Here is a 21,837-nt window from a genome sequence, read left to right as displayed (position 1 = left end):
CCCTTGATAAACAAGGATTTCTGGCTCTCCTACAACTACTCCCACTCTACAGTTGCAGGTGGCTTAGAGGTAATATCGTACACGATTCGGTTTACGTGGTCTACTTCGTTGACGATGCGGACAGAGATTTTTTGTAAGACATCCCAAGGGATACGAGCAAAGTCTGCTGTCATGCCGTCGATTGAAGTAACGGCACGAATACCGACAGTGTAATCATACGTACGGCCGTCTCCCATTACGCCAACTGAGCGAATACCAGGTAAGACAGTGAAGTATTGCCAAATGTCACGGTCAAGGCCGGCTGCGGCGATTTCTTCTCGTAAGATAGCATCTGATTCTCGCACGACTTCTAATTTTTCTTCGGTTAATTCACCTAAGACACGAATGCCAAGACCAGGGCCTGGGAATGGTTGGCGCCAAACGATAGCATCAGGCATGCCAAGCTGTGTTCCTAATTCCCGCACTTCGTCTTTAAATAACGTGTTTAATGGTTCGATTAATTTAAATTGCATATCTTCTGGTAGACCGCCAACATTGTGGTGAGACTTAATGGTTTGTGCTGTTTCTGTACCAGATTCAATGACGTCAGTGTAAAGAGTACCTTGAGCTAAAAATGAGATACCTTCTTCACCGGCAAGTTTTGTTGCTTCGTCATCAAAGACATAGACGAATTCGTTACCGATAATTTTACGTTTTTGTTCAGGGTCAGAAACACCTTTTAATTTGTCTAAGAAACGGTCGCGAGCATCAACTTTAATGATGTTTAAGCCAAATTTACCGCCAAGGCTTTCCATTACTTGTTTGCCTTCATCTTTACGTAAAAGACCGTGGTCAACGAAGATACACGTTAGTTGGTCCCCAATGGCTTTTTGTAATAAGACGCCAACAACAGAGGAGTCAACGCCGCCGGATAATCCAAGTAATACTTTTTTATCACCGACAGTTTCACGGATCTGCGCAATTTGCATTTCGATGAAGTTATCCATTGACCAGTCGCCTTTACATTGGCAGACATCCATTGCAAAGTGACGCAATAATTCATTGCCGTATTCAGAGTGACGAACTTCAGCATGGAATTGGATACCGTAAATTTTTTCTTCTTTATTTTGGATAGAAGCGATTGGGCAATCTTTACTTGTTGCTACAACTTCAAAACCTGCTGGTGTTTGTGTTACCAAATCACCGTGGCTCATCCAAACGTTTTGTTTTTTCGGTGTACCGACAAAAAGTTCTGCGTCATCGGCAGTTACTTCTAGTTCAGCTTTACCGTATTCTTTGTTTAACGCGGGCTCAACCTTACCACCTAATTTATAAGTGATTAGCTGCATGCCGTAACAAATACCTAGAACTGGGATTCCCAATTTCAAAATCTCTTCATCAATGCCAAAGGCGCCTTCATCATAAACGCTGTTTGGTCCGCCGGAAAGAATAATTCCCTTTGGATTAATGGCTTTGACTTCTTCTGCGGTGATTTTGTGGCTCATCAATTCAGAAAAGACACCAAATTCACGAATGCGGCGTGTAATCAATTGGTTGTACTGGCTACCATAGTCCAAAACGATAATCTTTTCGACTGTCGGCAGGTGGTCAACATTTGTCACAGTTAAATCCCTCGATTCTTCAGATTATTTATTGTAAAGAAGTAAGCTTCTTACAAGCAGTTTAACAGGCATGAAAATAAAATCAATATTTTCGCAAATAGATTTCATCAATTAAATGATGGTTTGTTTTATGGAGAATTATATCTGCTCTGCTTCTAGTAGGCAAGATGTACTCTTCTAAATTCTTCAAATTCACATTTTGCCAGACGCTTTCAGCCATTTTAACCGCTTTTTTGCGATCGCCAATGGCAAATTGATAATAATAATTGGTTGGATCTAAAAAGGCGGTATCCAGTAATTGTTCAAAACGTTCCAAATACCATTGTTCAATTAATTCGGGCTTAGCATCGACAAAAAGTGAGAAATCAAAAAAGTCGCTAACGTAAATTTGTTGGTTTTGTGGTAGTTGCAACGTATTAATCCCTTCGACAATTAAAATATCTGGTTGTTCAATCAATTCAAATTCATCGGGGATAATATCGTAAACATTATGGGAATAAACAGGTACTTGAATGGAATTCTTGCCAGATTTTACTTCATTTAAAAACTGGATCAAACGTTCCATGTCGTAACTTTCGGGAAAACCTTTGCGATCCATGATCCCTTTTTGGGCTAATACTTGGTTTGGGTATAAAAAACCATCGGTTGTAATTAGTTGGACATTACGTCTAGGAAATAGCCGCGAAAGTAATGTTTGGACTAGGCGAGCAGTGGTTGATTTTCCCACCGCCACTGAACCTGCAATTCCGATAATAAAAGGTGGTGTTTTGACATAACGATGTAAGAAGAGACCTTTACTTAAGTTGAGTGATTCTGCTTCTTTCATATATAAATGAATCAAATGACACAACGGAATGTAAACATCCTCGACATCTTGCATCGATAGGCGGTCATTTAGACTCTTGATGCCATCCAATTCTTCTTGGGTTAAGGGCATATTGTTACTATTGTAAAATCCCTGCCATTCTTGACGGGAAATTTTGTAGTAATTCATTTTTTCCTCCATGAGCGACTCCTTTTGGCTATTTTTCAGAAAAAGCCAACAACATTTCCATAGCGGATATGACAATATGCGCTAGGACTTCGCGAACATTTTAACACATAATGGTCGCTATTATCAGTAAAAACACAAATAAATGCAGTTTAACGGTCTTTCTGCTAGTATAAAGATGGATGATATTTCAGGGCAAGCTGTAAAATAGGTTTACGTTGAATTTAAAAAAATTTTAAAGGAGCGAGGAACATGAAAAAAATTGTAATAATGGGCGATAGTATCGCAGCCGGTTTTTTTGAAGGGCAAGTCACAGACTTATTAAATGAATATGTGACAGATACACTAACAGGGATGGGCTTTCCAGATTATACGGTAGTTAATTTGGGAGAACGTGGTGCGTCAAGTGCTACAGCTTTGGAACAATTACCTAAAGCAGAAGCTGAAAATCCTGATTTTGTCGCAATTAATGTTGGCATTAATGATGCTATCAACAATCGTGAGAACGTGAAAGAATACGGCGAAAACTTGAAAAAAATGATTACGGCTTTTCCAGCTGAAAAAGTCATTTTAGTTGGCCCAAGCTGGGTAGATCTGACGATTAAAACCGCCGGAAATAAAGAAACACTCGTGAAATATATTGCAATGGCAAAAGATATCGCACAAGAAACTGGTGTGAACTACATTGATATGTATCATCATATGGAAGTTTACCCAGATCCAGCTGAATTTTTACAAAGTGATGGTTTACATCCATCAAAATTCGGGTATCATCTATTAGGAGCGCTAATTGCGCGGGATATTAAAAATAAACTATTAGGATGAAATTATGAGTGATCATTATTATACCAATCAACCCAATGCGGCCCACGACTTTGCTGAATTTGATTTTGAACTAAAAGGGCGCAGATTGCGCTTTGTGACCGATAGCGGCGTTTTTTCCCGCAATACAATCGATTATGGTTCGAGAGTTTTAATTGAAACCTTTACTGCTAATAATTTGCCAGCCGGAGCATTGCTTGATGTCGGCTGCGGCTATGGCCCGATTGGGTTGGCGATAGCGGCGACAACCGATCGCTTTGTTGAAATGGTGGATGTTAACGAGCGGGCAATTGACTTGGCATGTGGCAATGCGAGCCGCAATCAAATTGAAAATGTCGACATTCATGAAAGTGACATTTATGCAGACGTAAAAAAGACAAGCTATGCTGCAATTTTAAGTAACCCGCCAATTCGTGCCGGTAAAAAAGTTGTTCATGCTATCTTAAGCGATGCCTATTCCTTACTTATGCCAGGCGGCACATTGACTGTGGTCATTCAAAAAAAACAAGGTGCTCCTAGCGCCGAGAAAAAAATGCAAGCAGTCTTTGGCAACTGTGAAATTTTAACAAAAGACAAAGGCTACTATATTTTGCAAAGTGTAAAAGAAGATTAATGAATAAAAAGCAACTTTTCCCAGGAAAATTTAAATGGGAAGAGTTGTTTTTTTGCTGTAAAAAAAATAAACTTTTTCCTTGCTCTGAAACGAGTTTCATACATTATGCTCTAAATGTAGTTGGAAGAAAGCAAAGAAAGTGCTTTTTTATAATGTTAAATATGAAACAAAAAATAGGGGGAATGAAAGATGTTTACGTATGTGAAATTAACTAAAAATGGTTGTACCCAGCTTTATTATGTGCAAGTGGAAGTCTCAGCGGGAAAACTTAATTTACATGATGTCAGCGGCCTACAAGCACGCCAAATTTTATCTGAGAAAATTTGTGATTTAGATTGGCAAGTTTTTGATGAATATTATGGGGGACGACGTTTTTCATTTGGCAAAGATGAGATGAGTTGCCAAGTTTATGAAGCGGGGCTTGCTGTGATAGACTATTTATATAATCAATTACAAGTAGCTGTATAACAGGTAAGAGACGAGGTGGGAAAAGTGGCAAACATTCGCGATATTGCAAAACTAACGGGTTATTCGGTGACGACCATTTCACGGGTGATCAACAATCATCCCTATGTGGCCGAAGATAAGCGACAAAAAGTTTTGCAGGTAATGGCAGAGCTGGATTATAAACCGAATCGGACTGCGCAAAATTTAAGTAAAGGCCGGACGCGTAATGTGGGGGTCATTGTCCCTTTTGTAGATCATCCTTTTTATAATCAGTTATTAAAAGGCATTATGCGGGCCGCTTTTGCCCACCAATATAAAATTACATTACTGCCAACTAATTATGATAAAAAGCTAGAAAAAAGTTATTTAGAAGAGTTAGCAGCTAAAAGTTTTGACGGGTTAATCGTGACAACCAGAGCCAATCACATGGATGTTTTTTTACCTTATCTTAAAAAAAATAATATTGTTTTTTGTGAGGCTTCTGGCTTAAAAGAAATCAGTTATGTTGCCATTGATTTGGCTAAATCATTAAAAGAAAGCATCCTCTACTTAAAAGAACAAGGTGTGAAGCGCTTGGGGTTAACGCTAGGGCGCAGTAAGCGCATAAGTGGTAATTCTATTTTAACCATTGAACAAAGCCAAAAATACTTTCCTAATTTTTCAGCAGACAACATTTTTTGGGACTGTATTCATGCTGAAGACGGCATTCAAGCGGCAGAATTTTTTAAAGAGCAAGCAGTGGATGGAATTATCACCAATGGCGATGAAGTCGCTGCGATGATTTTAGCGCAATACCCTTCAGATGCACAGCCTTTGGTCATTGGTCGGGAAAATTTATTGGTGAGCCAACTCCTTCATTTTTCAACCGTTGATCATCAATTAAAGCAATGTGGCAAAGCAGCCTTCCAACTTTTTTATGATGAAAAAAAGCGCAAATAACAATTCCACATCAGTTGATAATTCGATAAAAAAGACCTCTGTAGTTTTTTCTATAGAGGTCTTTTTAGCTGCTGAAAATTTTGGGAAAAGTTTTTCATTACTTTATTTCCATGAGGTAAAAAGACATCAGAAAATTTGTCGCAAGAATAATTCACCCGCTATTTTTTTAAAGTAGATTTTGGTACACTAGGGCTTGTGGGGGGATTAAAATGAAGATGACCATTAAACAAATTGCGGAAATGGCAGGGGTATCTGTGACAACGGTTTCGCAAATTTTAAATAATAAGGGGACGCGCTTTAGTAATGAAACCAGGCAACGGGTTTGGGATATCGTAAATAAATATCACTATAAGCCTGATTTTTTTGCGTCTAATTTGATTAATCGTCGCTCAAAAACAATTGGGATGATTATTCCAGATGTGACAGATTTTTTCTTCTCAAAAGTAGTCGAAGGGGCAGAACGTTATGTTAATCCGCTTGGCTATATGATTATTTTGTGTAACTCCCAGCAAAGCCAAGAAAAAGAGATTACGTATTTAGAAGAACTTAGTCACCGTTCAGTAGACGGGGTTTTGTTTGCAACGCCGCATTTATTGCCAAGTGGCTATGAAATTGGGAGCCCAATTTATCACAACATGCCGACGATTTTAATTGATCGCGGGATTAACCAACGCAGCAATGGCCGTTTAATTGTCAAAGATTACGAAGGTGCTTATCAAGCCGTAAGTTATCTTATCGCACAAGGGCACCAAAACATCGGTATGCTAAAAGAAAGTACCGGCTATTACCAATTGCAAGAGAGGTTTAATGGGTATCGTCATTGCTTAAAAGATCACGGTATCGCCTATAAAGGACGCTATGTGGTAGAAAATGAGTTAACAGTAGCTGGTGGTTACCAAGCTGCTAAGGAACTATTGCGACAAAAAGAATTAACAGCTATTTTTTGTAGCAATGATTCGATGGCAATCGGCTGTTACCAGGCAATTTATGAATTAGGAAAAAAAGTGCCAGAAGATATTTCGGTGATTGGATTTGATGGCTTGAATTTGACGGAATACGTGACACCTCCGTTAACTACCGTTTTGCAACCAGCTTTTGATATTGGTTTTTACGCCGCTAAATTTTTAGTCGACGCAATCGAGTTTCCCAAACGACGAATTCCGAATAAAGTATTTGATACTAAATTAATTATTCGTGAGAGTGTGATGACCTTGACAAGTGAGGAGTAATACAGTATATTGCTCCTGTAAGCGCTTTAACAGGTTGGGGTTTATTAGGTAAACTGTTTTACTAAAGTGGTTTACCAATTGAATTATTGTTGTATAATAACACTGGACTTAAGGAGGAAAAGGCATGCGAATGGTCGATTTAATCGAAAAGAAGCGTGATGGTCAATTGTTATCTAAAGAAGAAATTGACTTTATTATTACAGAATACACAAAAGGTGATATTCCAGATTATCAAATGAGCGCTTTGTTGATGGCGATTTATTTTACAGATATGACAGATGAAGAAATTACGAACTTAACTTTAGCGATGGCACATTCTGGAGAAGTTATCGATTTATCTTCAATTGAAGGAATCAAAGTAGATAAACATTCTACCGGTGGGGTGGGAGATACTACTACTTTGGTGCTCGCACCACTGGTGGCAAGTGTGGGAGTTCCTGTTGCAAAAATGTCTGGTCGTGGTTTGGGCTTTACTGGCGGAACGTTAGATAAATTAGAGGCCATCCCAGGTTTTAAAATTGAAATTTCAGACGAAGAATTTATTAAAATCGTAAACGAAAGTAAAGTGGCTGTGATTGGTCAATCAGGTGATTTGGCGCCAGCGGATAAAAAACTTTACGCTTTGCGGGACGTCACTGCAACCGTCAGCTCGATTCCGTTAATTGCCAGCTCAATTATGAGTAAAAAAATTGCTTCTGGTGCGGATGCCATTGTTTTAGATGTTACGACTGGTGATGGTGCTTTTATGCGGGATATAAAAGACGCACGGCGCTTGGCCCACACGATGGTGCGCATCGGCAATTTAGCCAATCGTCAAGTAATGGCGGTTGTTTCGGATATGTCACAACCTTTGGGTGAGGCAATTGGAAATAGCTTAGAAGTCGTTGAAGCGATTGACACGCTAAAAGGCGCTGGACCGGCTGATTTAGTAGAAATGTGTTATGCATTGGGCAGCCAAATGGTCGTGTTAGCCAAACAAGCTCAGACGCTACAAGAAGCGCGGAAAATGTTAGAAGAAGCACTGACTTCTGGTAAAGCACTAACAAAATTCAAAGAGATGATTAAAAACCAAGGCGGAGATGAAACCGTCGTAGATGAGCCAGAACGTTTACTAACTGCCCAATATGAAATAAAATTGCCAGCTAGAAAAAGTGGTGTTGTCACAAAATTAGTAGCCAATGAAATCGGTATTGCAGCAATGCTTTTAGGGGCAGGTCGTAAGACAAAAGAAGATGAAATCGATTATGCTGTCGGTTTAAAATTGCACAAAAAAATTGGTGATAAAGTTGCAGAAGGTGAGGCACTACTGACCATTTACAGCAATACAGAAGATGTTGCCGCTGTAGAAGCGTTACTTTATCAAAATATTGAAATTGGCGCGACGGCCACTGAACCTCCGCTAATTCACGACATCATCACGAAATGATTGCCTTTTCAAGAATCATTTTTTGAATTGCGAGATACATGGTAAAATAGTCATAATAAAAGTTTTTAATTAAAATTTTGATTTATTTTATAGTTCAAAGAAAATTTAGCAATTAAAATATTTAGGGAGTTGTACAAAACATGGAATTAAATCGCATGATCGATCATACAATTTTAAAAGCAGACGCAACACAAGAAGATGTGTTACGTATTATTGAAGAAGCAAAACAATACCATTTTTATTCTGTCTGCATCAACCCAACTTGGGTAAGTTTTGCGGCAGAACAGTTAAAAGGTGAACCGACAGCTGTTTGTACGGTGATTGGCTTTCCTTTAGGGGCAAACACATCAGAAGTTAAAGCCTATGAAACAACAGATGCCATCAATAATGGTGCAGATGAAGTGGATATGGTAATCAATATTGGTGCGCTAAAATCTGCCCAATTTAAAAAAGTTCAACAAGATATTGAAGCGGTGGTAAAGGCAGCAAAAGATAAAGCATTAGTTAAAGTGATTATTGAAACAGCGCTACTAAATAACGAAGAAATTGTAAAAGCTTGTGAATTAGCTAAAGCAGCGGGAGCAGATTTTGTGAAAACTTCAACTGGTTTTTCAACTGGGGGGGCTGTGGTAGAAGACGTACGCTTGATGCGTCAAACAGTCGGACCAGAAATGGGTGTGAAGGCTTCTGGGGGCATTCATAATGAACAAGAAGCAATGGCAATGGTAGAAGCGGGTGCTAACCGGCTGGGTACTTCGGCTAGTGTAGCAATCGTGACTGGCTCCCAAGGCGGCGGCTACTAAAATTTGGACAAGTGAAACAAGATATTTCGATTGAATTTACTAAACGTCAATTACGATTACAATAGGTAAATTTGAGGTCAGGTGGAAAAATGAAAGCAAAAACAGAATGGATTAACGTGGCAACCGAAGCTTTAGATAAAGCCTACGTGCCTTACTCACATTTTCCGGTGGGTGCGTGTTTAGTCACCAAAGCAGGAAAAATTTATCAAGGTTTGAATATTGAAAATGCTTCTTATGGGCTAGCAAACTGCGCCGAACGGACTGCCTTTTTTAAAGCCGTATCAGAAGGCGAAAGAGAATTTAGTCATTTAGTAGTAGCAGGACATACACCAGAACCAATTTCACCATGTGGCGCTTGTCGGCAGGTGATGGCAGAATTCTGTTCACCAGAGATGCCCGTGACGTTAGTTGGCGATCATGGTGTGACAAAAGAAACCACAGTAGGAGAATTATTACCATATTCTTTTACCGATAAAGATTTTGACTAGTAACAACTGGTCGCTAAAACATGTTCATTCAGTCAATAGACTGTTGAAAAAAACTTACTTTTAGGGGGCTTTACAGAAATGAAAAAAGCAAAATTATTTGGTCTGGCAACAGTTGCGTTAGCATCCATTATGTTGTTAGGTGCCTGCGGTGGCGGCGGAAGTAACAGTACAGACAGCACTGGTGGCGGTTCAGATAAGGGCACAGATGCAAAACATAGTGCTGCAATCGTAACTGACATCGGCGGAATCGATGACCGTTCTTTCAACCAATCAGCTTGGGAAGGTTTACAAGCTTGGGGTAAAGAACACAATTTGAAAAAAGGTGTGGGTGGTTTTAACTATTTCCAATCAAACGACGCATCTCAATACACAACAAACATTGACAATGCCGTTTCAAATGGTTTCAAAACAGTCTTTGGTGTAGGGTATTTATTAACTGATTCAATCGGACAAGCAGCAGATCAAAACCCTGATAATAATTTCGTTATTATTGATAGTGTTATTGATGGCAAAAAGAACGTTGTTTCTGCAACATTTAAAGACAACGAAGCTTCATATTTAGCAGGTTATGCTGCAGCCTATACGACAAAAACAAATAAAGTCGGCTTCATCGGTGGTGAAGAAGGTGCTGTAATCGATCGTTTCGATGCTGGTTTTACGCAAGGGGTTAAAGATGCAGCGAAAAAATTAAACAAAGAAATTACAATCGAAAACGAATACGCTGCTTCATTTAACGATGCCGCTAAAGGTAAAGCTTTAGCAGCAGCAATGTACCGTGACGGCGTAGACGTAATTTTCCACGCTTCTGGCGGTACTGGTGCTGGTGTCTTCTCTGAAGCAAAAGAATTAAACAAAAAATCTACTGAAGCAGAATTAAAAGACAAAAAAGTTTGGGTTTTAGGTGTGGATAGTGATCAAGAAGCAGAAGGTAAATTCCAAACTTCTGATGGTAAAGACGATAACTGTACATTAGCTTCTACACTTAAAGGTGTAGGTGCTGCGGTACAAGATATTTCTAACCGTGCTTTAGAAGACAAATTCCCTGGTGGCGAACACTTGGTATATGGTCTTAAAGACGGTGGCGTTGACTTGACTGAAGGTTTCTTATCAGACGACGCAAAAGCAGCAATTAAAGAAGTTAAAACTGAAGTTGCTGACGGCAAAATCGAAGTACCAGAAGTACCAAAAGACGTTAAATAATTTATTTTTCAGGTCTTGTCTGTTTGACGGGCAAGACCTGATTTTTCAATTGATTTCTTTAAAGGTGAATTTGGCTTTACGTACATGAGGTAAAAAAATTCAAATCCAGCTTTAAGGAAAGCAATTTCCTAGCGGCAGCGCCGCAAAAATTTTTGCATTTATAGATAACGTATTCAATTTTACAAGTTGCGCAAGACGAAAAGTAAGGATGTGAAAAAATTTGGCACAAGAAGAGAAATATGTCATTGAGATGCGGCATATCACCAAAGCTTTCGGCGATTTCAAAGCCAATGACGATATCAATCTACGGGTCAAACCAGGCGAAATTCACGCTCTCTTAGGCGAAAATGGTGCCGGTAAGTCAACATTGATGAATGTTTTGTCAGGATTATTAGAACCAACTTCTGGTGATATTTTCATGAATGGACAAAAAGTAAATATTACCAGTCCGACGGCTGCCAACAAATTAGGTATCGGAATGGTGCACCAGCATTTTATGTTAGTGGATGCTTTTACTGTGACAGAAAATATCATTTTAGGTAGTGAACCAACAAAAGCTGGCGTGATTGACCGCAAAAAAGCGCGAGCAGAAATTATGCGCGTTTCAGAGCAATATGGTTTGGCTGTTGATCCAGACGCTTATGTCAGAGATATTTCGGTGGGGATGCAACAACGGGTGGAAATTTTAAAAACGTTGTATCGTGGTGCCGAAGTATTGATCTTTGATGAACCAACAGCGGTATTAACGCCACAAGAGATTGATGAATTAATTACCATTATGCATGGCTTAGTCAAAGAGGGTAAATCGATTATTCTAATCACCCATAAGTTAGATGAAATTAAAAAAGTGGCGGACCAGTGTACTGTTATTCGTCGTGGTAAAGGAATTGGTACCGTAACAGTTAAAGATGTTACCAGTCAAGAATTAGCTGATATGATGGTAGGCCGCGCAGTTTCCTTTAAAACACCGAAGAAAGATGCCAATCCACAAGAAGTTATCTTGTCGGTTGAAAATCTAGTGGTCAAAGAAAGCCGCGGTTTAGAGGCTGTGAAAAACTTAAGCTTGCAAGTTAGAGCAGGTGAGGTTTTAGGGATTGCTGGTATTGATGGAAACGGTCAATCAGAATTGATTCAAGCGCTAACGGGTTTACGCAAAGTTGAAAGTGGCAAAGTCTTTTTAGACGGCGATGATATCACCAATAAAAAACCGCGCCAAATCGTGGAAAAAGGCGTAGGTCACGTACCTGAAGACCGCCACAAATATGGCTTGGTATTAGAGATGACATTAGCTGAAAATATGGCGTTGCAAACGTATTACCAAGAGCCTTTAAGTAAAAACGGCTTTTTGAATTATGGTGAAATCAATGAAAAAGCGCGAGATTTAATCAAAGAATACGATGTGCGAACGACAAATGAATTGGTTCCAGCCAAAGCATTGTCTGGTGGTAATCAACAAAAAGCCATTATCGCCCGCGAAATTGATCGAAATCCAGACTTGTTAATTGTTGCTAACCCAACGCGCGGTTTGGATGTTGGTGCGATTGAATTTATTCACAAACGCTTAATTGAACAACGGGATAAATTTAAGGCTGTTTTATTAGTTAGCTTTGAACTAGAAGAAATTCTAAATGTTTCCGACCGAATTGTTGTGCTACACGCTGGGGAAATTGTCGGGGAAGTTACACCGCAAGAAACGAGCGAAAAAGAACTTGGTTTATTAATGGCGGGCTATTCTTTAGAAGAAGCACGGGCAGAATTAGCCAAAGAAAGCACACAAGGGCAAACGGAGGAAGTAGGTGAGGCAGTTGAATAATCGTTCTGAAAAAATCAGAAATCTCCTCGTACCGGTTATTGCGGTTTTACTTGGGTTTATCATAGGTGGCATTATTATGGCGGCCTTTGGTTTTAATCCGATTGCCGGTTATAGTCAAATGTTGAAGACCGCCTTTTTAAATCCGCAAACAGGTGCGATTAACCCGCGGAATATTGGGGAAATTTTTGTAACGGCGGGTCCGTTAATCTTCACAGCATTAGGGTTTTCGGTGGCAAATTCAGCCGGCTTTTTCAATATTGGTCTTTCGGGTCAGGCTTTATGTGGCTGGGTTGCTAGTATTTGGGTCGCTTTGGCCCTGCCTGATGCGCCCAAAATCGTAGTTTTACCTTTAGCAATTATTGTTGGGGCTTTAGCTGGTGCAATCGCAGCGGCAATTCCTGGTATTTTACGCGCCTTCTTTGGTACAAGTGAAGTAATTGTAACCATTATGATGAACTATATTTTGCTTTATACAAGTACCCATATTGTCAACAATGTGATGGACGAAAAATTGATGAGTAACAAAGGGGTCACAAAAATGATTGGTGCAAACGGTTCGTTACGAACGGACTTTTTAACCAATATTTCCAATCATTCTCGGTTAAACATGGGGATTTTCTTAGCTTTGATTTTCTTGGTGTTGGTTTATTTCTTAATGAAGAAAACGACATTAGGTTATGAAATTCGCTCGGTTGGTTTGAACCCATTTGCGTCTGAATATGCCGGCATGAGTAGTAAACGGACGATCATTGTTTCAATGGTCATTTCTGGTTGTTTAGCTGGTCTTGGTGGTGTGGTTCAAGGTTTAGGTACATTCCAAAACTTCTTTATTCAAGGAACCTCTCTATCCATTGGTTTTGACGGAATGGCGGTTTCGTTACTAGGAAGCGGCAGTTCAGTAGGGATTTTATTGTCAGCATTACTGTTTAGTGTCTTGAAACTTGGCGGACAAGGGATGCAAGTTGCAGGTATTCCATCAGAATTGGTGGATGTGGATATTGCCATTATCATCTTCTTTGTCGGCATTAGCTTTGTTATTCGCTTTGCATTAGCAAAATTCTTTGGGCCTAAAAAAGAAGTTGCTGTCGTAACTGAAGTGGAAGCTAGTCCAAGCGACCAGGATGAAGAAGGAGGGAAAATCTAATGAGTATTGATTTAATTGCCTCAATTTTAACCCAAACCTTGATTTATTCCGCTCCTTTAATCTTAACTGCATTAGGTGGAGTTTTCTCTGAACGCAGCGGGATTGTAAACGTTGGTTTGGAAGGTATTATGGTAATGGGGGCCTTCACCTCTATTGTCTTTAACTTGGAAATGTACGATCAATTTGGCGCAATGACACCGTGGCTGGGAATTTTAGTCGGAGGGTTAGCAGGGATTGTCTTTTCATTATTACACGCAGTGGCAACGATTAACTTTCGCGCCGACCATATTATCTCTGGTACTGTTATGAACTTAATGGCGCCAGCTTTGGCAGTCTTTTTAGTCAAAGCTATCTATGGTAAAGGACAAACGGATAATATCAGCGGAACACTTGGTTATTATAGTTTTCCAGTCTTAAAAGACATTCCAGTTATTGGAACAATTTTCTTTAAAGATACGTTTTTACCGGCATATGTTGCCATTTTGATTGCTGTTTTAGCTTGGTTTATTATTTTTAAAACAAAATTTGGTTTACGTTTGCGTTCAGTGGGTGAACATCCTCAAGCTGCAGATACGCTAGGAATTAACGTGTATTTAATGCGTTATTCGGGAGTGTTGATTTCTGGCTTTTTAGGCGGAATGGGGGGCGCGGTTTTTGCGCAATCTATTTCTGGTCGTTTTGCCATTACAACAATTGCTGGACAAGGTTTCATTTCCATGGCGGCAATGATCTTTGGAAAATGGAATCCACTGGGTGCGATGGGAGCGGCGTTATTCTTCGGCTTTGCCCAAAACATCAGTATTGCCGGTGCTAAATTGCCGATTATTTCATCAATTCCAGATGTCTATTTGCAGGCAGCACCGTATGTTCTAACAATTTTAGTGTTGGTAATCTTCTTAGGAAAAGCATCAGGTCCCAAGGCCAACGGTACCAATTATATTAAATCAAAATAGTTTGTTTAAGGGTGGGACTAAGGGACATTGTTGCTTTGTCCTGCTCTTTTTCTATGGATTCAAAAAGTTGTTTATAACTGCCAAATAGGGTGACTTCTAGTAAGATAGAGGTAGCTTAAAATTATAGAAAGTAGGGAATAAAATGTTTAAACGTGTACATTTAATCGTCATGGATTCAGTGGGTATCGGTCAAGCGCCGGATGCCGAAAAATTTGGTGATGTTGGAGCAGATACATTAGGCCACATTGCAAAAGAAGCTGGGTTAACTATCCCGCACTTGGAACAATTAGGTTTAGGGAGCATTCGCCCTCTAACAGGTGTTAAAGATGAAAAAGATCATCAAGGTTATGCCACTAAATTAGAAGAAATCTCTGTGGGCAAAGACACAATGACTGGCCACTGGGAAATTATGGGATTAAATATTAAAAAACCATTCCGCGTTTTCCCAAATGGTTTTCCCGATGAATTATTAAAACAAATTGAAGATTTTTCTGGGCGTAAAGTCGTCTGCAACAAACCTTATTCCGGCACAGAAGTAATTAACGACTATGGTGAACACCAAATGAAAACTGGGGATTTAATCGTGTATACTTCTGCAGATCCAGTTTTACAAATTGCAGCCCACGAGGAAATTATTCCTTTAGAAGAATTGTATCGTATTTGCCAATTTACTCGCGATATTACAAAAGATGAACCTTATATGATCGGCCGCATTATTGCACGTCCTTATGTAGGTGAACCTGGTAATTTTACCCGCACAAGTAATCGTCACGACTACGCCTTAGATCCGTTTGGTAAAACGGTCTTAGATTCATTAAAAGATAACGGCAAAGATGTCATTGCTGTGGGTAAAATCAACGATATCTTTAACGGCCAAGGTGTTACAGAAGCAATTCGCACAAAGAGTAATATGGACGGTGTGGATAAATTATTAGAAGTAATGAAAAAAGACTTTACCGGTTTAAGTTTTACAAACTTGGTAGACTTTGATGCGTTGTATGGTCACCGCCGCGATGTCGTGGGGTATGCACATGCCATTGAAGATTTTGATTTGCGGATTCCAGAATTATTGGACAATATGGCCGATGATGATTTGTTGTTAATTACTGCCGATCATGGTAACGATCCAACTTTCCCTGGTACAGATCATACCCGTGAATATGTGCCATTACTTGCTTATAGCAAAAAAATGACCGGAAAAGGCGCATTGCCACAAGGTTTTTATGCTGATATTTCGGCAACTATTGCAGAAAACTTTGCTGTACCGGCAACAGAAAACGGCCAAAGCTTCTTAGCTGCTTTAAAATAAAATTTTTAAGACAAACTGACGGTGGGAAATAGTATTATTTTTTGCTGCTGTCAGTATTGCCTTTGTTAAGTTTTAAAACATTACACAACAGGTTAATGCAATCATGGGAGGTCTTTATGACAGAGATTTTAGCACAATTACAAGAAACGACAGATTTTATCAAAGAACAAGGTGTAAAAACAGTTGAATTTGGCTTGATTTTAGGTTCTGGCTTAGGAGAATTAGCTGAAGAAATTCAAAATCCAGTGGTGATTTCCTATAATGAAATTCCTCATTTTCCAGTTTCAACAGTCGTGGGACATGCTGGTCAGTTGGTTTATGGCGATTTGGCAGGAAAAAAAGTTTTAGCGATGCAAGGGCGTTTTCATTATTATGAAGGCAATTCGATGCAAACAGTCACTTATCCAGTCCGGGTGATGAAAGCACTTGGCGCACATTCTGTGGTTGTGACCAATGCGTGTGGTGGTGTGAACGAAACATTTGCACCCGGGGATTTGATGTTAATTACAGATCATATTAATTTCATGGGGGCAAATCCTTTAGTTGGTCCTAATGAAGAAAGTATGGGACCACGATTCCCAGATATGAGCCAAGCTTATAGCATAGAATATATGACAGTGGCAAAAGAAGTCGCAAAAGCGGCGGGCTTACATTTAAAAGAGGGTGTTTACATGGGCTTTTCTGGTCCAACTTATGAAACACCAGCTGAAATTCGGTTTGCTCGCACAATTGGCGCAGATGCAGTCGGAATGTCAACCGTGCCAGAAGTTATCGTAGCGGCTCATAGTGGCTTAAAAGTATTAGGTATTTCTTGTATCACTAATTTAGCTGCGGGCATGCAAAAAAATCTAAATCATGCAGAAGTGGTGGAAACAACAGAGCGTGTGAAGGCAGAATTTAAAGCGTTAGTGAAAGAAACACTAGCAAAATTATAAAAAAACTGTCAGAATAATTTTAGCAATAAATAATTATCACCAACGAAAAAGGAAAGGAAGTTATTCATGAGCGTTCATATTGAAGCACAGGCCGGTGAAATTGCCGATAAAATTTTATTACCAGGAGATCCATTACGGGCAAAATATATTGCCGAAACTTTTTTAGAAGACCCGATTTGTTACAATAACGTGCGGGGAATGTTAGGTTATACCGGTATTTATAAAGGTGAGCGGGTATCCGTGCAAGGAACTGGCATGGGGATGCCTTCTGCTAGTATTTATGCCCATGAGTTGATTAACTCCTATGGTGTCAAAAAATTAATTCGCGTTGGGACTTGTGGTGCGCTATCAGAAGATGTGCATGTGCGGGATTTGATTATTGCCCAAGCGGCTACGACCAGCTCCTCAATTGTGCAAAAGAATTTTCAATCTTTCCATTATGCACCAATCGCTGATTTTGAATTATTGAAAAATTCTTATGATATTGCAAAAGCAAAAGGTTTTACCACCCACGTTGGGAATATTTTATCAGAAGATACATTTTATAAAGATGATTTGGCTGAAACTTTTGCTTTAGCTGATGTAGGGATTTTAGGCGTGGAAATGGAAGCAGCTGCTCTTTATTATTTAGCAGCGAAATTCCACGTGCAAGCACTTGCTATTTGTACAGTTAGTGATCATATGATTACCGGTGAAGAAACCACCGCAGAAGAACGTCAAATCACATTTAACGATATGATTGAAGTTGGTTTGGAAACGGCAATTAAAGAATAAGTCAAAAGAGGCTAGTTTGAAAAAGATGAATTGTAATGACCTTAAAAAGTTAGAGGAAAAAATCTAATCTTCTAAGGTTGTCAAAAAATTGTCTTTCAAGCAGCCTCTTTTTCTTGTGTAATGCAAGATTTAAGATACCGCTTTCTTTTATAGTAGCTTAGGGGTAAAGTAAGAATGTAGATTAATTTCAAAGGAGTGACAAGTATGAATAATTTTACTTTTAATGTTGCAACAGATATCCGCTTTGGTAAAGATCGGTTGCATGAATTGACCGCAGTGATAGAAAATTTTGGCCAAAGGGTATTACTTGTATATGGTGGTGGCAGTATTAAGAAAAACGGGTTGTATGACCGTGTCTTAAAGGAACTGGCGGACTTTAAAATTGTTGAACTGGCAGGAGTAGAACCAAATCCGCGCATTGAAACTGTGGCAAGAGGCGCAAAATTATGTGCTGAAAATGAAATTGACGTGATTTTAGCAGTAGGTGGCGGGTCGACAATTGATTGTGCCAAAGCCGTCGCAGCTGTCCATGGTAGTCCTAAAGAAGAGCCATGGGCGGTAATTGAAAAAAGAAATTACGCTGGAGCTGCATTACCAATCGTCACGATTTTGACGTTGGCCGCAACTGGTAGCGAGATGAATCGCGGTGCTGTGATTACCAATTGGCAGACCAACCAAAAATTAGGGATGGGAGGAGAAAACTTATTACCTAAAGTCTCCTTTTTAGATCCGCAAAATACGTTTAGTGTAGGGAAATACCAAACCGCAGCCGGTTCAGCAGATATTATGAGCCACTTATTTGAAAACTACTTTAATACAACGCCTGCAACAGACGTGCAAGACGGTATCAGTGAAGGTTTGATGCGGACAGTAACGAAAAATTGCCCAATTGCGTTAGCTACTCCAACAGACTATGATGCACGGGCAAATCTGATGTGGGCCAGCACCTTGGCATTAAACGGCTTAACTGGTAGTGGGAAAGGCGGTAGTTGGTCCTGTCATGCAATGGAACATGAATTGAGTGCCTTTTATGACATTACCCATGGAATTGGCCTAGCCATTTTAACTCCCCGTTGGATGCATCATGTGTTAAATGAAGAGACTGCAGTGAAGTTTGCCCAATATGGCCGCAATGTTTGGCAAATTAATGAAACGGTACCGATGATGGCAGCCCGTATGGCGATTCAAAAAACGTATGATTATTTCAAAGCCTGTGGCATTCCGATGACATTGCCAGAAGTTGGTATTGAAGATGATCGTAAATTTGAAGTGATGGCCAAGCAAGCAGTGGCTTATAGCAAAATTGCAACCGATGCTTTTGTACCCTTACAAGTGGAAGATGTTGTGAAAATTTACCAAGACAGTTTGGTTGAACAAAACTATTTGTAAAAGGAGCTGTGGTGAAATGTTAAAAGAGCAAGAGCTGTTTTTACAGTTCGTTAAAGAGCGGGTAGTTGCAGGTCAAGAAGAACCAGCAACAGAAATTTTAGTAGCGGCTTTTGCCAAATTAGCAACCGATGAGTTTACGGTAAAAGAGTTTGATGCTGTCAGTGAAAAATTAGTCCCGCTGATTGCACCGCAGTACCAACCAGAAGTACAAGCAGCAATGGCCCGTTTTGCTAAAATGCTAAAGTAATTTTGAAAAGTAGAATAGACAACTGTCACTGCTGCGCATTTTGTCCAGACAGGTAAGTGAAAAAAGCGATATCAGCAGTATTTATTTTAAGAAATAAGCTAAAAATTGCAGGTTGGGTATCTGTCTGATTGGTATTTAAAAATACCAGTTATCTGCAAAAAAAGAGGCTGCAACAAAAGTACCGATGCACTTTTGTTGCAGCCTCTTTATATAAATGGCTTATAAGTAGTATTTTTTAGCTACTGATAAATCGTCGTTTAATTCATAAACTAAAGGTTGGCCAGTTGGAATTTCAAGATCCATGATATCATCATCAGAGATGCCTTCAATGTGTTTAGCCAAAGCGCGTAATGAGTTGCCGTGTGCAGCTACTAAGACAGTTTTGTCGTCTTTTAATGCTGGCGCGATTTCATCTTGCCAGAATGGTAAAGCACGTTCTAAAGTAACTTTTAAGTTTTCTCCACCAGGAACGTCCCGTGGATCTAACATAGCGTAACGACGGTCATTTGCTGCAGAACCAGGATCTGTTGCATCCAATAATGGAGGTAATGTGTCGTATGAACGACGCCAGATGTGAACTTGTTCGTCACCGTATTTTTCAGCGGTTTCTTTTTTGTTCAAACCTTGTAATGCACCGTAATGACGTTCGTTTAAGCGCCATGATTTAACTTGTGGCACCCATAATTGGTCAGATTCTTCTAAGATATAGTTACAAGTTTTGATAGCGCGTTTTAATACAGAAGTATAAGCGATATCGAATTCGATGCCGGCTTCTTTAATTTTGCGGCCGCCTTCTTTTGCTTCTTCAACACCTTCTGGAGCTAGGTCTACGTCAACCCAACCAGTAAATTGGTTCAATGCATTCCATTCGCTCAAACCGTGACGAGAAAATACTAATTTTGGCATGAATAACTCTCCTTTGTCATTTGGTTTCTGAAATTTTCAATTCCTTCCACATTGTACACTGTTTTAGTGCATTTTGCCACTAAAAAAAGGCACAGCAACTTGCTCTTTTGAAAAAGACAAGTCGCTGTGCAGCAATTTAATTCGTAATTTTTTCCAATTCTTCAGGGGCTAAATTAATGTATTTATAGCAGGTTCCCACTGATACACCACACTTAGAAGAAATGAATTGAATTGTTTCTTTTTTATCGTAATAAAGCTGGCGAATTTTTTTCACCGTTTTCCCATCGATTTTGGGACGACCGCCAATTTTACCTTTTTGGCGGGCTTTGTTTAGACCGACAAGGGTACGCTCTTTAATCAGCGCACATTCCATTTGTGCTAAGCCTTCCATTAAATTGAAGTAGATGTCACCCATCTGGCTTCTGGTATCAATGCTTTCAGTCAAACTGACTAAATGCAAGTTGCGATTTTTAAATAAGCTGGTTAATTCGGTCAGTTGACGCGTAGAACGGCCCAAACGGTGCAAGTCGCTTACGACTAAGGCGTCACCTGGTTGCATTTGTGCAATCACAGTATCTAAATCGGCGTGATTTTCCTCGTGGTATTTTTGTTCAAAAGTATCTAAAAATACTGGGCCACAGCCATATTCCGTCAAAGACTTCACTTGGGAATCTAAATCATTGTCGTTGATTGTGGTGCGGGCATAGCCAAAAATTGTCATGATAAATCCTCACAGTCTTCATTTTCATTAAGAAAAATGTAGCATAAACTCCGTCAAAATGGTACCGTTTCTTGCAAAAAAACGCAAAAAAGCTTCTGAGAAGAGGAAAGTTCAAAAGTAGATCTTTATAAGGTAAAAGCTTTTTTTAATAGTTACATGTTTTTTTGTTTGGTCAAAAAAAGGTTGGGATAAACACTACCTGTCGTTTATCCCAACCTTGAAATGTTTAATTAAGAAAAAGCGGGGTTGTGTAACGTTTTAGGGCCGTCTTTTTCACCGACAATTACCAACTGCGTCATATCTAAAAACAAGCCATGTTCCACTACACCAGTCATGTGGATTAATTCTTCAGCCAGTGCGTGAGGATCGGCGATTGTCTCTAAATGCAAATCAATAATATAATTGCCGCTATCCGTGTGCAAAAACTCGCCATCGCTCGTTTTACGGAAAGTGGGGTTGTAGCCTTGTTTGGCTAAAATGTTGAAAATTTGTTGGCTGCCAAAAGGAATCACTTCAACTGGTAGGGGAAACTTACCCAATTTTTCGACCATTTTAGAGCTGTCAACAATCCAAATCACTTTATCAGAATACGTGGCAACGATTTTTTCATATAAGAGAGCGGCACCGCCACCTTTAATCCCTAAAAAATTAGGATCAACTTCATCGGCACCGTCAATGGTAATATCAATGTGATCGACTTCATCAATTGAGGCCAATGGGATCCCTAGTTCTCTGGCTTGAATTAAAGTTTGGGTAGAAGTGGTCACACCGGTAATTTGTAAATTCTCTTCTTTAATCATCCGACCCACTTCTGCCACCATGTGATAAGCAGTTGAACCCGTTCCAAGTCCGACTGTCATACCGCTTTTAATATGCTTGCAGGCTTCTTTGCCAACCATTTCTTTTAAGTCCATCGTAATTTTTACCCCTTTACAAACTAATTTGACTTCATTTTAAAGCTTTTTTACGGGAAATGATAGCTTTCTGGCGTTTCTTTTACAGTTAAAAAAACTATAAAGCAACTTTATTCAAAATGGGCTTCATAAAAAATTTTACTTCTATAGATAAATACAAAGAAGGCGTCATG

The 21,837-nt window shown here is 39.5% G+C and carries 21 protein-coding genes and 1 pseudogene; 17 read left to right on the top strand and 5 right to left on the bottom strand.

Going from position 1 to position 21,837, the window contains the following annotated elements; translation table 11 throughout:
• Positions 1-35 precede the first annotated feature (35 nt).
• Together guaA and coaA are read right to left on the bottom strand one after the other, a co-directional pair.
• The gene (gene guaA / locus K4422_RS10555) at positions 36-1,601 is read right to left on the bottom strand and encodes a glutamine-hydrolyzing GMP synthase (protein ID WP_230711083.1); all 1,566 of its coding nucleotides are present in this window, start codon (positions 1,599-1,601) and stop codon (positions 36-38) included.
• An 82-nt stretch (positions 1,602-1,683) separates the two neighbouring features.
• On the bottom strand, positions 1,684-2,607 hold the full coding sequence (gene coaA / locus K4422_RS10550) for a type I pantothenate kinase (protein WP_230711082.1): 924 nt from the start codon (positions 2,605-2,607) through the stop codon (positions 1,684-1,686).
• Positions 2,608-2,844: 237 nt separating this feature from the next.
• Between coaA and K4422_RS10545 the strand changes: the two genes are divergently transcribed.
• From K4422_RS10545 to K4422_RS10465, 17 genes and pseudogenes are all read left to right on the top strand, one after another.
• Positions 2,845-3,417, top strand: coding sequence for an SGNH/GDSL hydrolase family protein (locus K4422_RS10545; RefSeq protein ID WP_230711081.1), 573 nt, complete (start codon positions 2,845-2,847; stop codon positions 3,415-3,417).
• Between the two features lie 4 nt (positions 3,418-3,421).
• Positions 3,422-4,027, top strand: coding sequence for a class I SAM-dependent methyltransferase (locus K4422_RS10540; RefSeq protein ID WP_230711080.1), 606 nt, complete (start codon positions 3,422-3,424; stop codon positions 4,025-4,027).
• Positions 4,028-4,216: 189 nt separating this feature from the next.
• Positions 4,217-4,495, top strand: a complete 279-nt coding sequence (locus K4422_RS10535) for a hypothetical protein (RefSeq protein WP_206903352.1) — start codon at positions 4,217-4,219, stop codon at positions 4,493-4,495.
• A 24-nt stretch (positions 4,496-4,519) separates the two neighbouring features.
• Positions 4,520-5,442, top strand: a pseudogene (locus tag K4422_RS10530) (LacI family DNA-binding transcriptional regulator).
• 180 nt (positions 5,443-5,622) lie between these two features.
• Positions 5,623-6,642 carry a LacI family DNA-binding transcriptional regulator gene (locus K4422_RS10525; protein ID WP_230711079.1) on the top strand — a complete coding sequence of 340 codons (1,020 nt, stop codon included), beginning with the start codon at positions 5,623-5,625 and terminating at the stop codon, positions 6,640-6,642.
• A 124-nt stretch (positions 6,643-6,766) separates the two neighbouring features.
• The gene (locus K4422_RS10520) at positions 6,767-8,068 is read left to right on the top strand and encodes a pyrimidine-nucleoside phosphorylase (protein WP_230711078.1); all 1,302 of its coding nucleotides are present in this window, start codon (positions 6,767-6,769) and stop codon (positions 8,066-8,068) included.
• Between the two features lie 140 nt (positions 8,069-8,208).
• The gene (gene deoC, locus K4422_RS10515) at positions 8,209-8,871 is read left to right on the top strand and encodes a deoxyribose-phosphate aldolase (RefSeq protein ID WP_230711077.1); all 663 of its coding nucleotides are present in this window, start codon (positions 8,209-8,211) and stop codon (positions 8,869-8,871) included.
• A gap of 89 nt (positions 8,872-8,960) precedes the next feature.
• Positions 8,961-9,359: a cytidine deaminase gene (locus tag K4422_RS10510; protein WP_206903357.1), complete on the top strand. Its 399-nt coding sequence runs from the start codon at positions 8,961-8,963 to the stop codon at positions 9,357-9,359.
• Between the two features lie 78 nt (positions 9,360-9,437).
• Complete coding sequence (locus tag K4422_RS10505) at positions 9,438-10,559, top strand: BMP family lipoprotein (protein ID WP_206903358.1); 1,122 nt, start codon at positions 9,438-9,440, stop codon at positions 10,557-10,559.
• Positions 10,560-10,809: 250 nt separating this feature from the next.
• Entirely contained in the window at positions 10,810-12,372 is a 1,563-nt protein-coding gene (locus K4422_RS10500; RefSeq protein WP_230711202.1) for an ABC transporter ATP-binding protein, read from the top strand.
• Positions 12,365-13,516: an ABC transporter permease gene (locus K4422_RS10495; protein WP_242595821.1), complete on the top strand. Its 1,152-nt coding sequence runs from the start codon at positions 12,365-12,367 to the stop codon at positions 13,514-13,516. The genes K4422_RS10500 and K4422_RS10495 overlap by 8 nt, the downstream gene beginning before the upstream one ends.
• Positions 13,516-14,469, top strand: coding sequence for an ABC transporter permease (locus tag K4422_RS10490; protein WP_230711076.1), 954 nt, complete (start codon positions 13,516-13,518; stop codon positions 14,467-14,469). Before K4422_RS10495 ends, K4422_RS10490 begins: the two co-directional genes overlap by 1 nt.
• A 142-nt stretch (positions 14,470-14,611) precedes the next feature.
• Positions 14,612-15,778, top strand: coding sequence for a phosphopentomutase (deoB, locus tag K4422_RS10485; protein ID WP_206903361.1), 1,167 nt, complete (start codon positions 14,612-14,614; stop codon positions 15,776-15,778).
• 116 nt (positions 15,779-15,894) lie between these two features.
• Positions 15,895-16,713, top strand: coding sequence for a purine-nucleoside phosphorylase (locus tag K4422_RS10480; protein ID WP_230711075.1), 819 nt, complete (start codon positions 15,895-15,897; stop codon positions 16,711-16,713).
• A 66-nt stretch (positions 16,714-16,779) separates the two neighbouring features.
• Positions 16,780-17,487, top strand: coding sequence for a purine-nucleoside phosphorylase (gene deoD / locus K4422_RS10475; protein WP_206903363.1), 708 nt, complete (start codon positions 16,780-16,782; stop codon positions 17,485-17,487).
• Between the two features lie 204 nt (positions 17,488-17,691).
• The gene (locus tag K4422_RS10470) at positions 17,692-18,876 is read left to right on the top strand and encodes an iron-containing alcohol dehydrogenase (protein ID WP_230711074.1); all 1,185 of its coding nucleotides are present in this window, start codon (positions 17,692-17,694) and stop codon (positions 18,874-18,876) included.
• A 16-nt stretch (positions 18,877-18,892) separates the two neighbouring features.
• Positions 18,893-19,123: a hypothetical protein gene (locus K4422_RS10465; RefSeq protein ID WP_230711073.1), complete on the top strand. Its 231-nt coding sequence runs from the start codon at positions 18,893-18,895 to the stop codon at positions 19,121-19,123.
• Positions 19,124-19,342: 219 nt separating this feature from the next.
• On the opposite strand, the gene K4422_RS10460 is transcribed toward K4422_RS10465, so the two are convergent.
• The 3 genes from K4422_RS10460 to rpiA form a co-directional block, all read right to left on the bottom strand.
• Positions 19,343-20,029, bottom strand: a complete 687-nt coding sequence (locus K4422_RS10460) for a 2,3-diphosphoglycerate-dependent phosphoglycerate mutase (protein ID WP_173103883.1) — start codon at positions 20,027-20,029, stop codon at positions 19,343-19,345.
• A gap of 136 nt (positions 20,030-20,165) precedes the next feature.
• Positions 20,166-20,750, bottom strand: a complete 585-nt coding sequence (locus tag K4422_RS10455; RefSeq protein WP_206903366.1) for a recombinase family protein — start codon at positions 20,748-20,750, stop codon at positions 20,166-20,168.
• A gap of 230 nt (positions 20,751-20,980) precedes the next feature.
• Entirely contained in the window at positions 20,981-21,664 is a 684-nt protein-coding gene (rpiA, locus tag K4422_RS10450; protein ID WP_230711072.1) for a ribose-5-phosphate isomerase RpiA, read from the bottom strand.
• Between the last annotated feature and the right edge of the window lie 173 nt (positions 21,665-21,837).

The organism is Enterococcus sp. SMC-9, assembly GCF_021011285.1.
Classification (GTDB): Bacteria; Bacillota; Bacilli; order Lactobacillales; family Enterococcaceae; genus Enterococcus_C; species Enterococcus_C montenegrensis.
The sequence above is the reverse complement of the archived record's forward strand: the minus strand, read 5'-3'. Positions and strand labels throughout refer to the sequence as shown.

Excerpts from the sequence above, each read along its gene's own strand:
- deoD (WP_206903363.1), top strand. The coding sequence starts at position 16,780 with ATGAGCGTTCATATTGAAGCACAGGCCGGTGAAATTGCCGATAAAATT.
- coaA (WP_230711082.1), bottom strand. The coding sequence starts at position 2,607 with ATGGAGGAAAAAATGAATTACTACAAAATTTCCCGTCAAGAATGGCAG.
- K4422_RS10510 (WP_206903357.1), top strand. The coding sequence starts at position 8,961 with ATGAAAGCAAAAACAGAATGGATTAACGTGGCAACCGAAGCTTTAGAT.
- K4422_RS10480 (WP_230711075.1), top strand. The coding sequence starts at position 15,895 with ATGACAGAGATTTTAGCACAATTACAAGAAACGACAGATTTTATCAAA.
- K4422_RS10525 (WP_230711079.1), top strand. The coding sequence starts at position 5,623 with ATGAAGATGACCATTAAACAAATTGCGGAAATGGCAGGGGTATCTGTG.
- K4422_RS10535 (WP_206903352.1), top strand. The coding sequence starts at position 4,217 with ATGTTTACGTATGTGAAATTAACTAAAAATGGTTGTACCCAGCTTTAT.
- K4422_RS10460 (WP_173103883.1), bottom strand. The coding sequence starts at position 20,029 with ATGCCAAAATTAGTATTTTCTCGTCACGGTTTGAGCGAATGGAATGCA.
- K4422_RS10490 (WP_230711076.1), top strand. The coding sequence starts at position 13,516 with ATGAGTATTGATTTAATTGCCTCAATTTTAACCCAAACCTTGATTTAT.
- K4422_RS10540 (WP_230711080.1), top strand. The coding sequence starts at position 3,422 with ATGAGTGATCATTATTATACCAATCAACCCAATGCGGCCCACGACTTT.
- deoC (WP_230711077.1), top strand. The coding sequence starts at position 8,209 with ATGGAATTAAATCGCATGATCGATCATACAATTTTAAAAGCAGACGCA.
- K4422_RS10500 (WP_230711202.1), top strand. The coding sequence starts at position 10,810 with ATGCGGCATATCACCAAAGCTTTCGGCGATTTCAAAGCCAATGACGAT.
- K4422_RS10520 (WP_230711078.1), top strand. The coding sequence starts at position 6,767 with ATGCGAATGGTCGATTTAATCGAAAAGAAGCGTGATGGTCAATTGTTA.
- K4422_RS10545 (WP_230711081.1), top strand. The coding sequence starts at position 2,845 with ATGAAAAAAATTGTAATAATGGGCGATAGTATCGCAGCCGGTTTTTTT.
- K4422_RS10455 (WP_206903366.1), bottom strand. The coding sequence starts at position 20,750 with ATGACAATTTTTGGCTATGCCCGCACCACAATCAACGACAATGATTTA.
- K4422_RS10505 (WP_206903358.1), top strand. The coding sequence starts at position 9,438 with ATGAAAAAAGCAAAATTATTTGGTCTGGCAACAGTTGCGTTAGCATCC.
- K4422_RS10465 (WP_230711073.1), top strand. The coding sequence starts at position 18,893 with ATGTTAAAAGAGCAAGAGCTGTTTTTACAGTTCGTTAAAGAGCGGGTA.
- deoB (WP_206903361.1), top strand. The coding sequence starts at position 14,612 with ATGTTTAAACGTGTACATTTAATCGTCATGGATTCAGTGGGTATCGGT.
- K4422_RS10470 (WP_230711074.1), top strand. The coding sequence starts at position 17,692 with ATGAATAATTTTACTTTTAATGTTGCAACAGATATCCGCTTTGGTAAA.
- rpiA (WP_230711072.1), bottom strand. The coding sequence starts at position 21,664 with ATGGACTTAAAAGAAATGGTTGGCAAAGAAGCCTGCAAGCATATTAAA.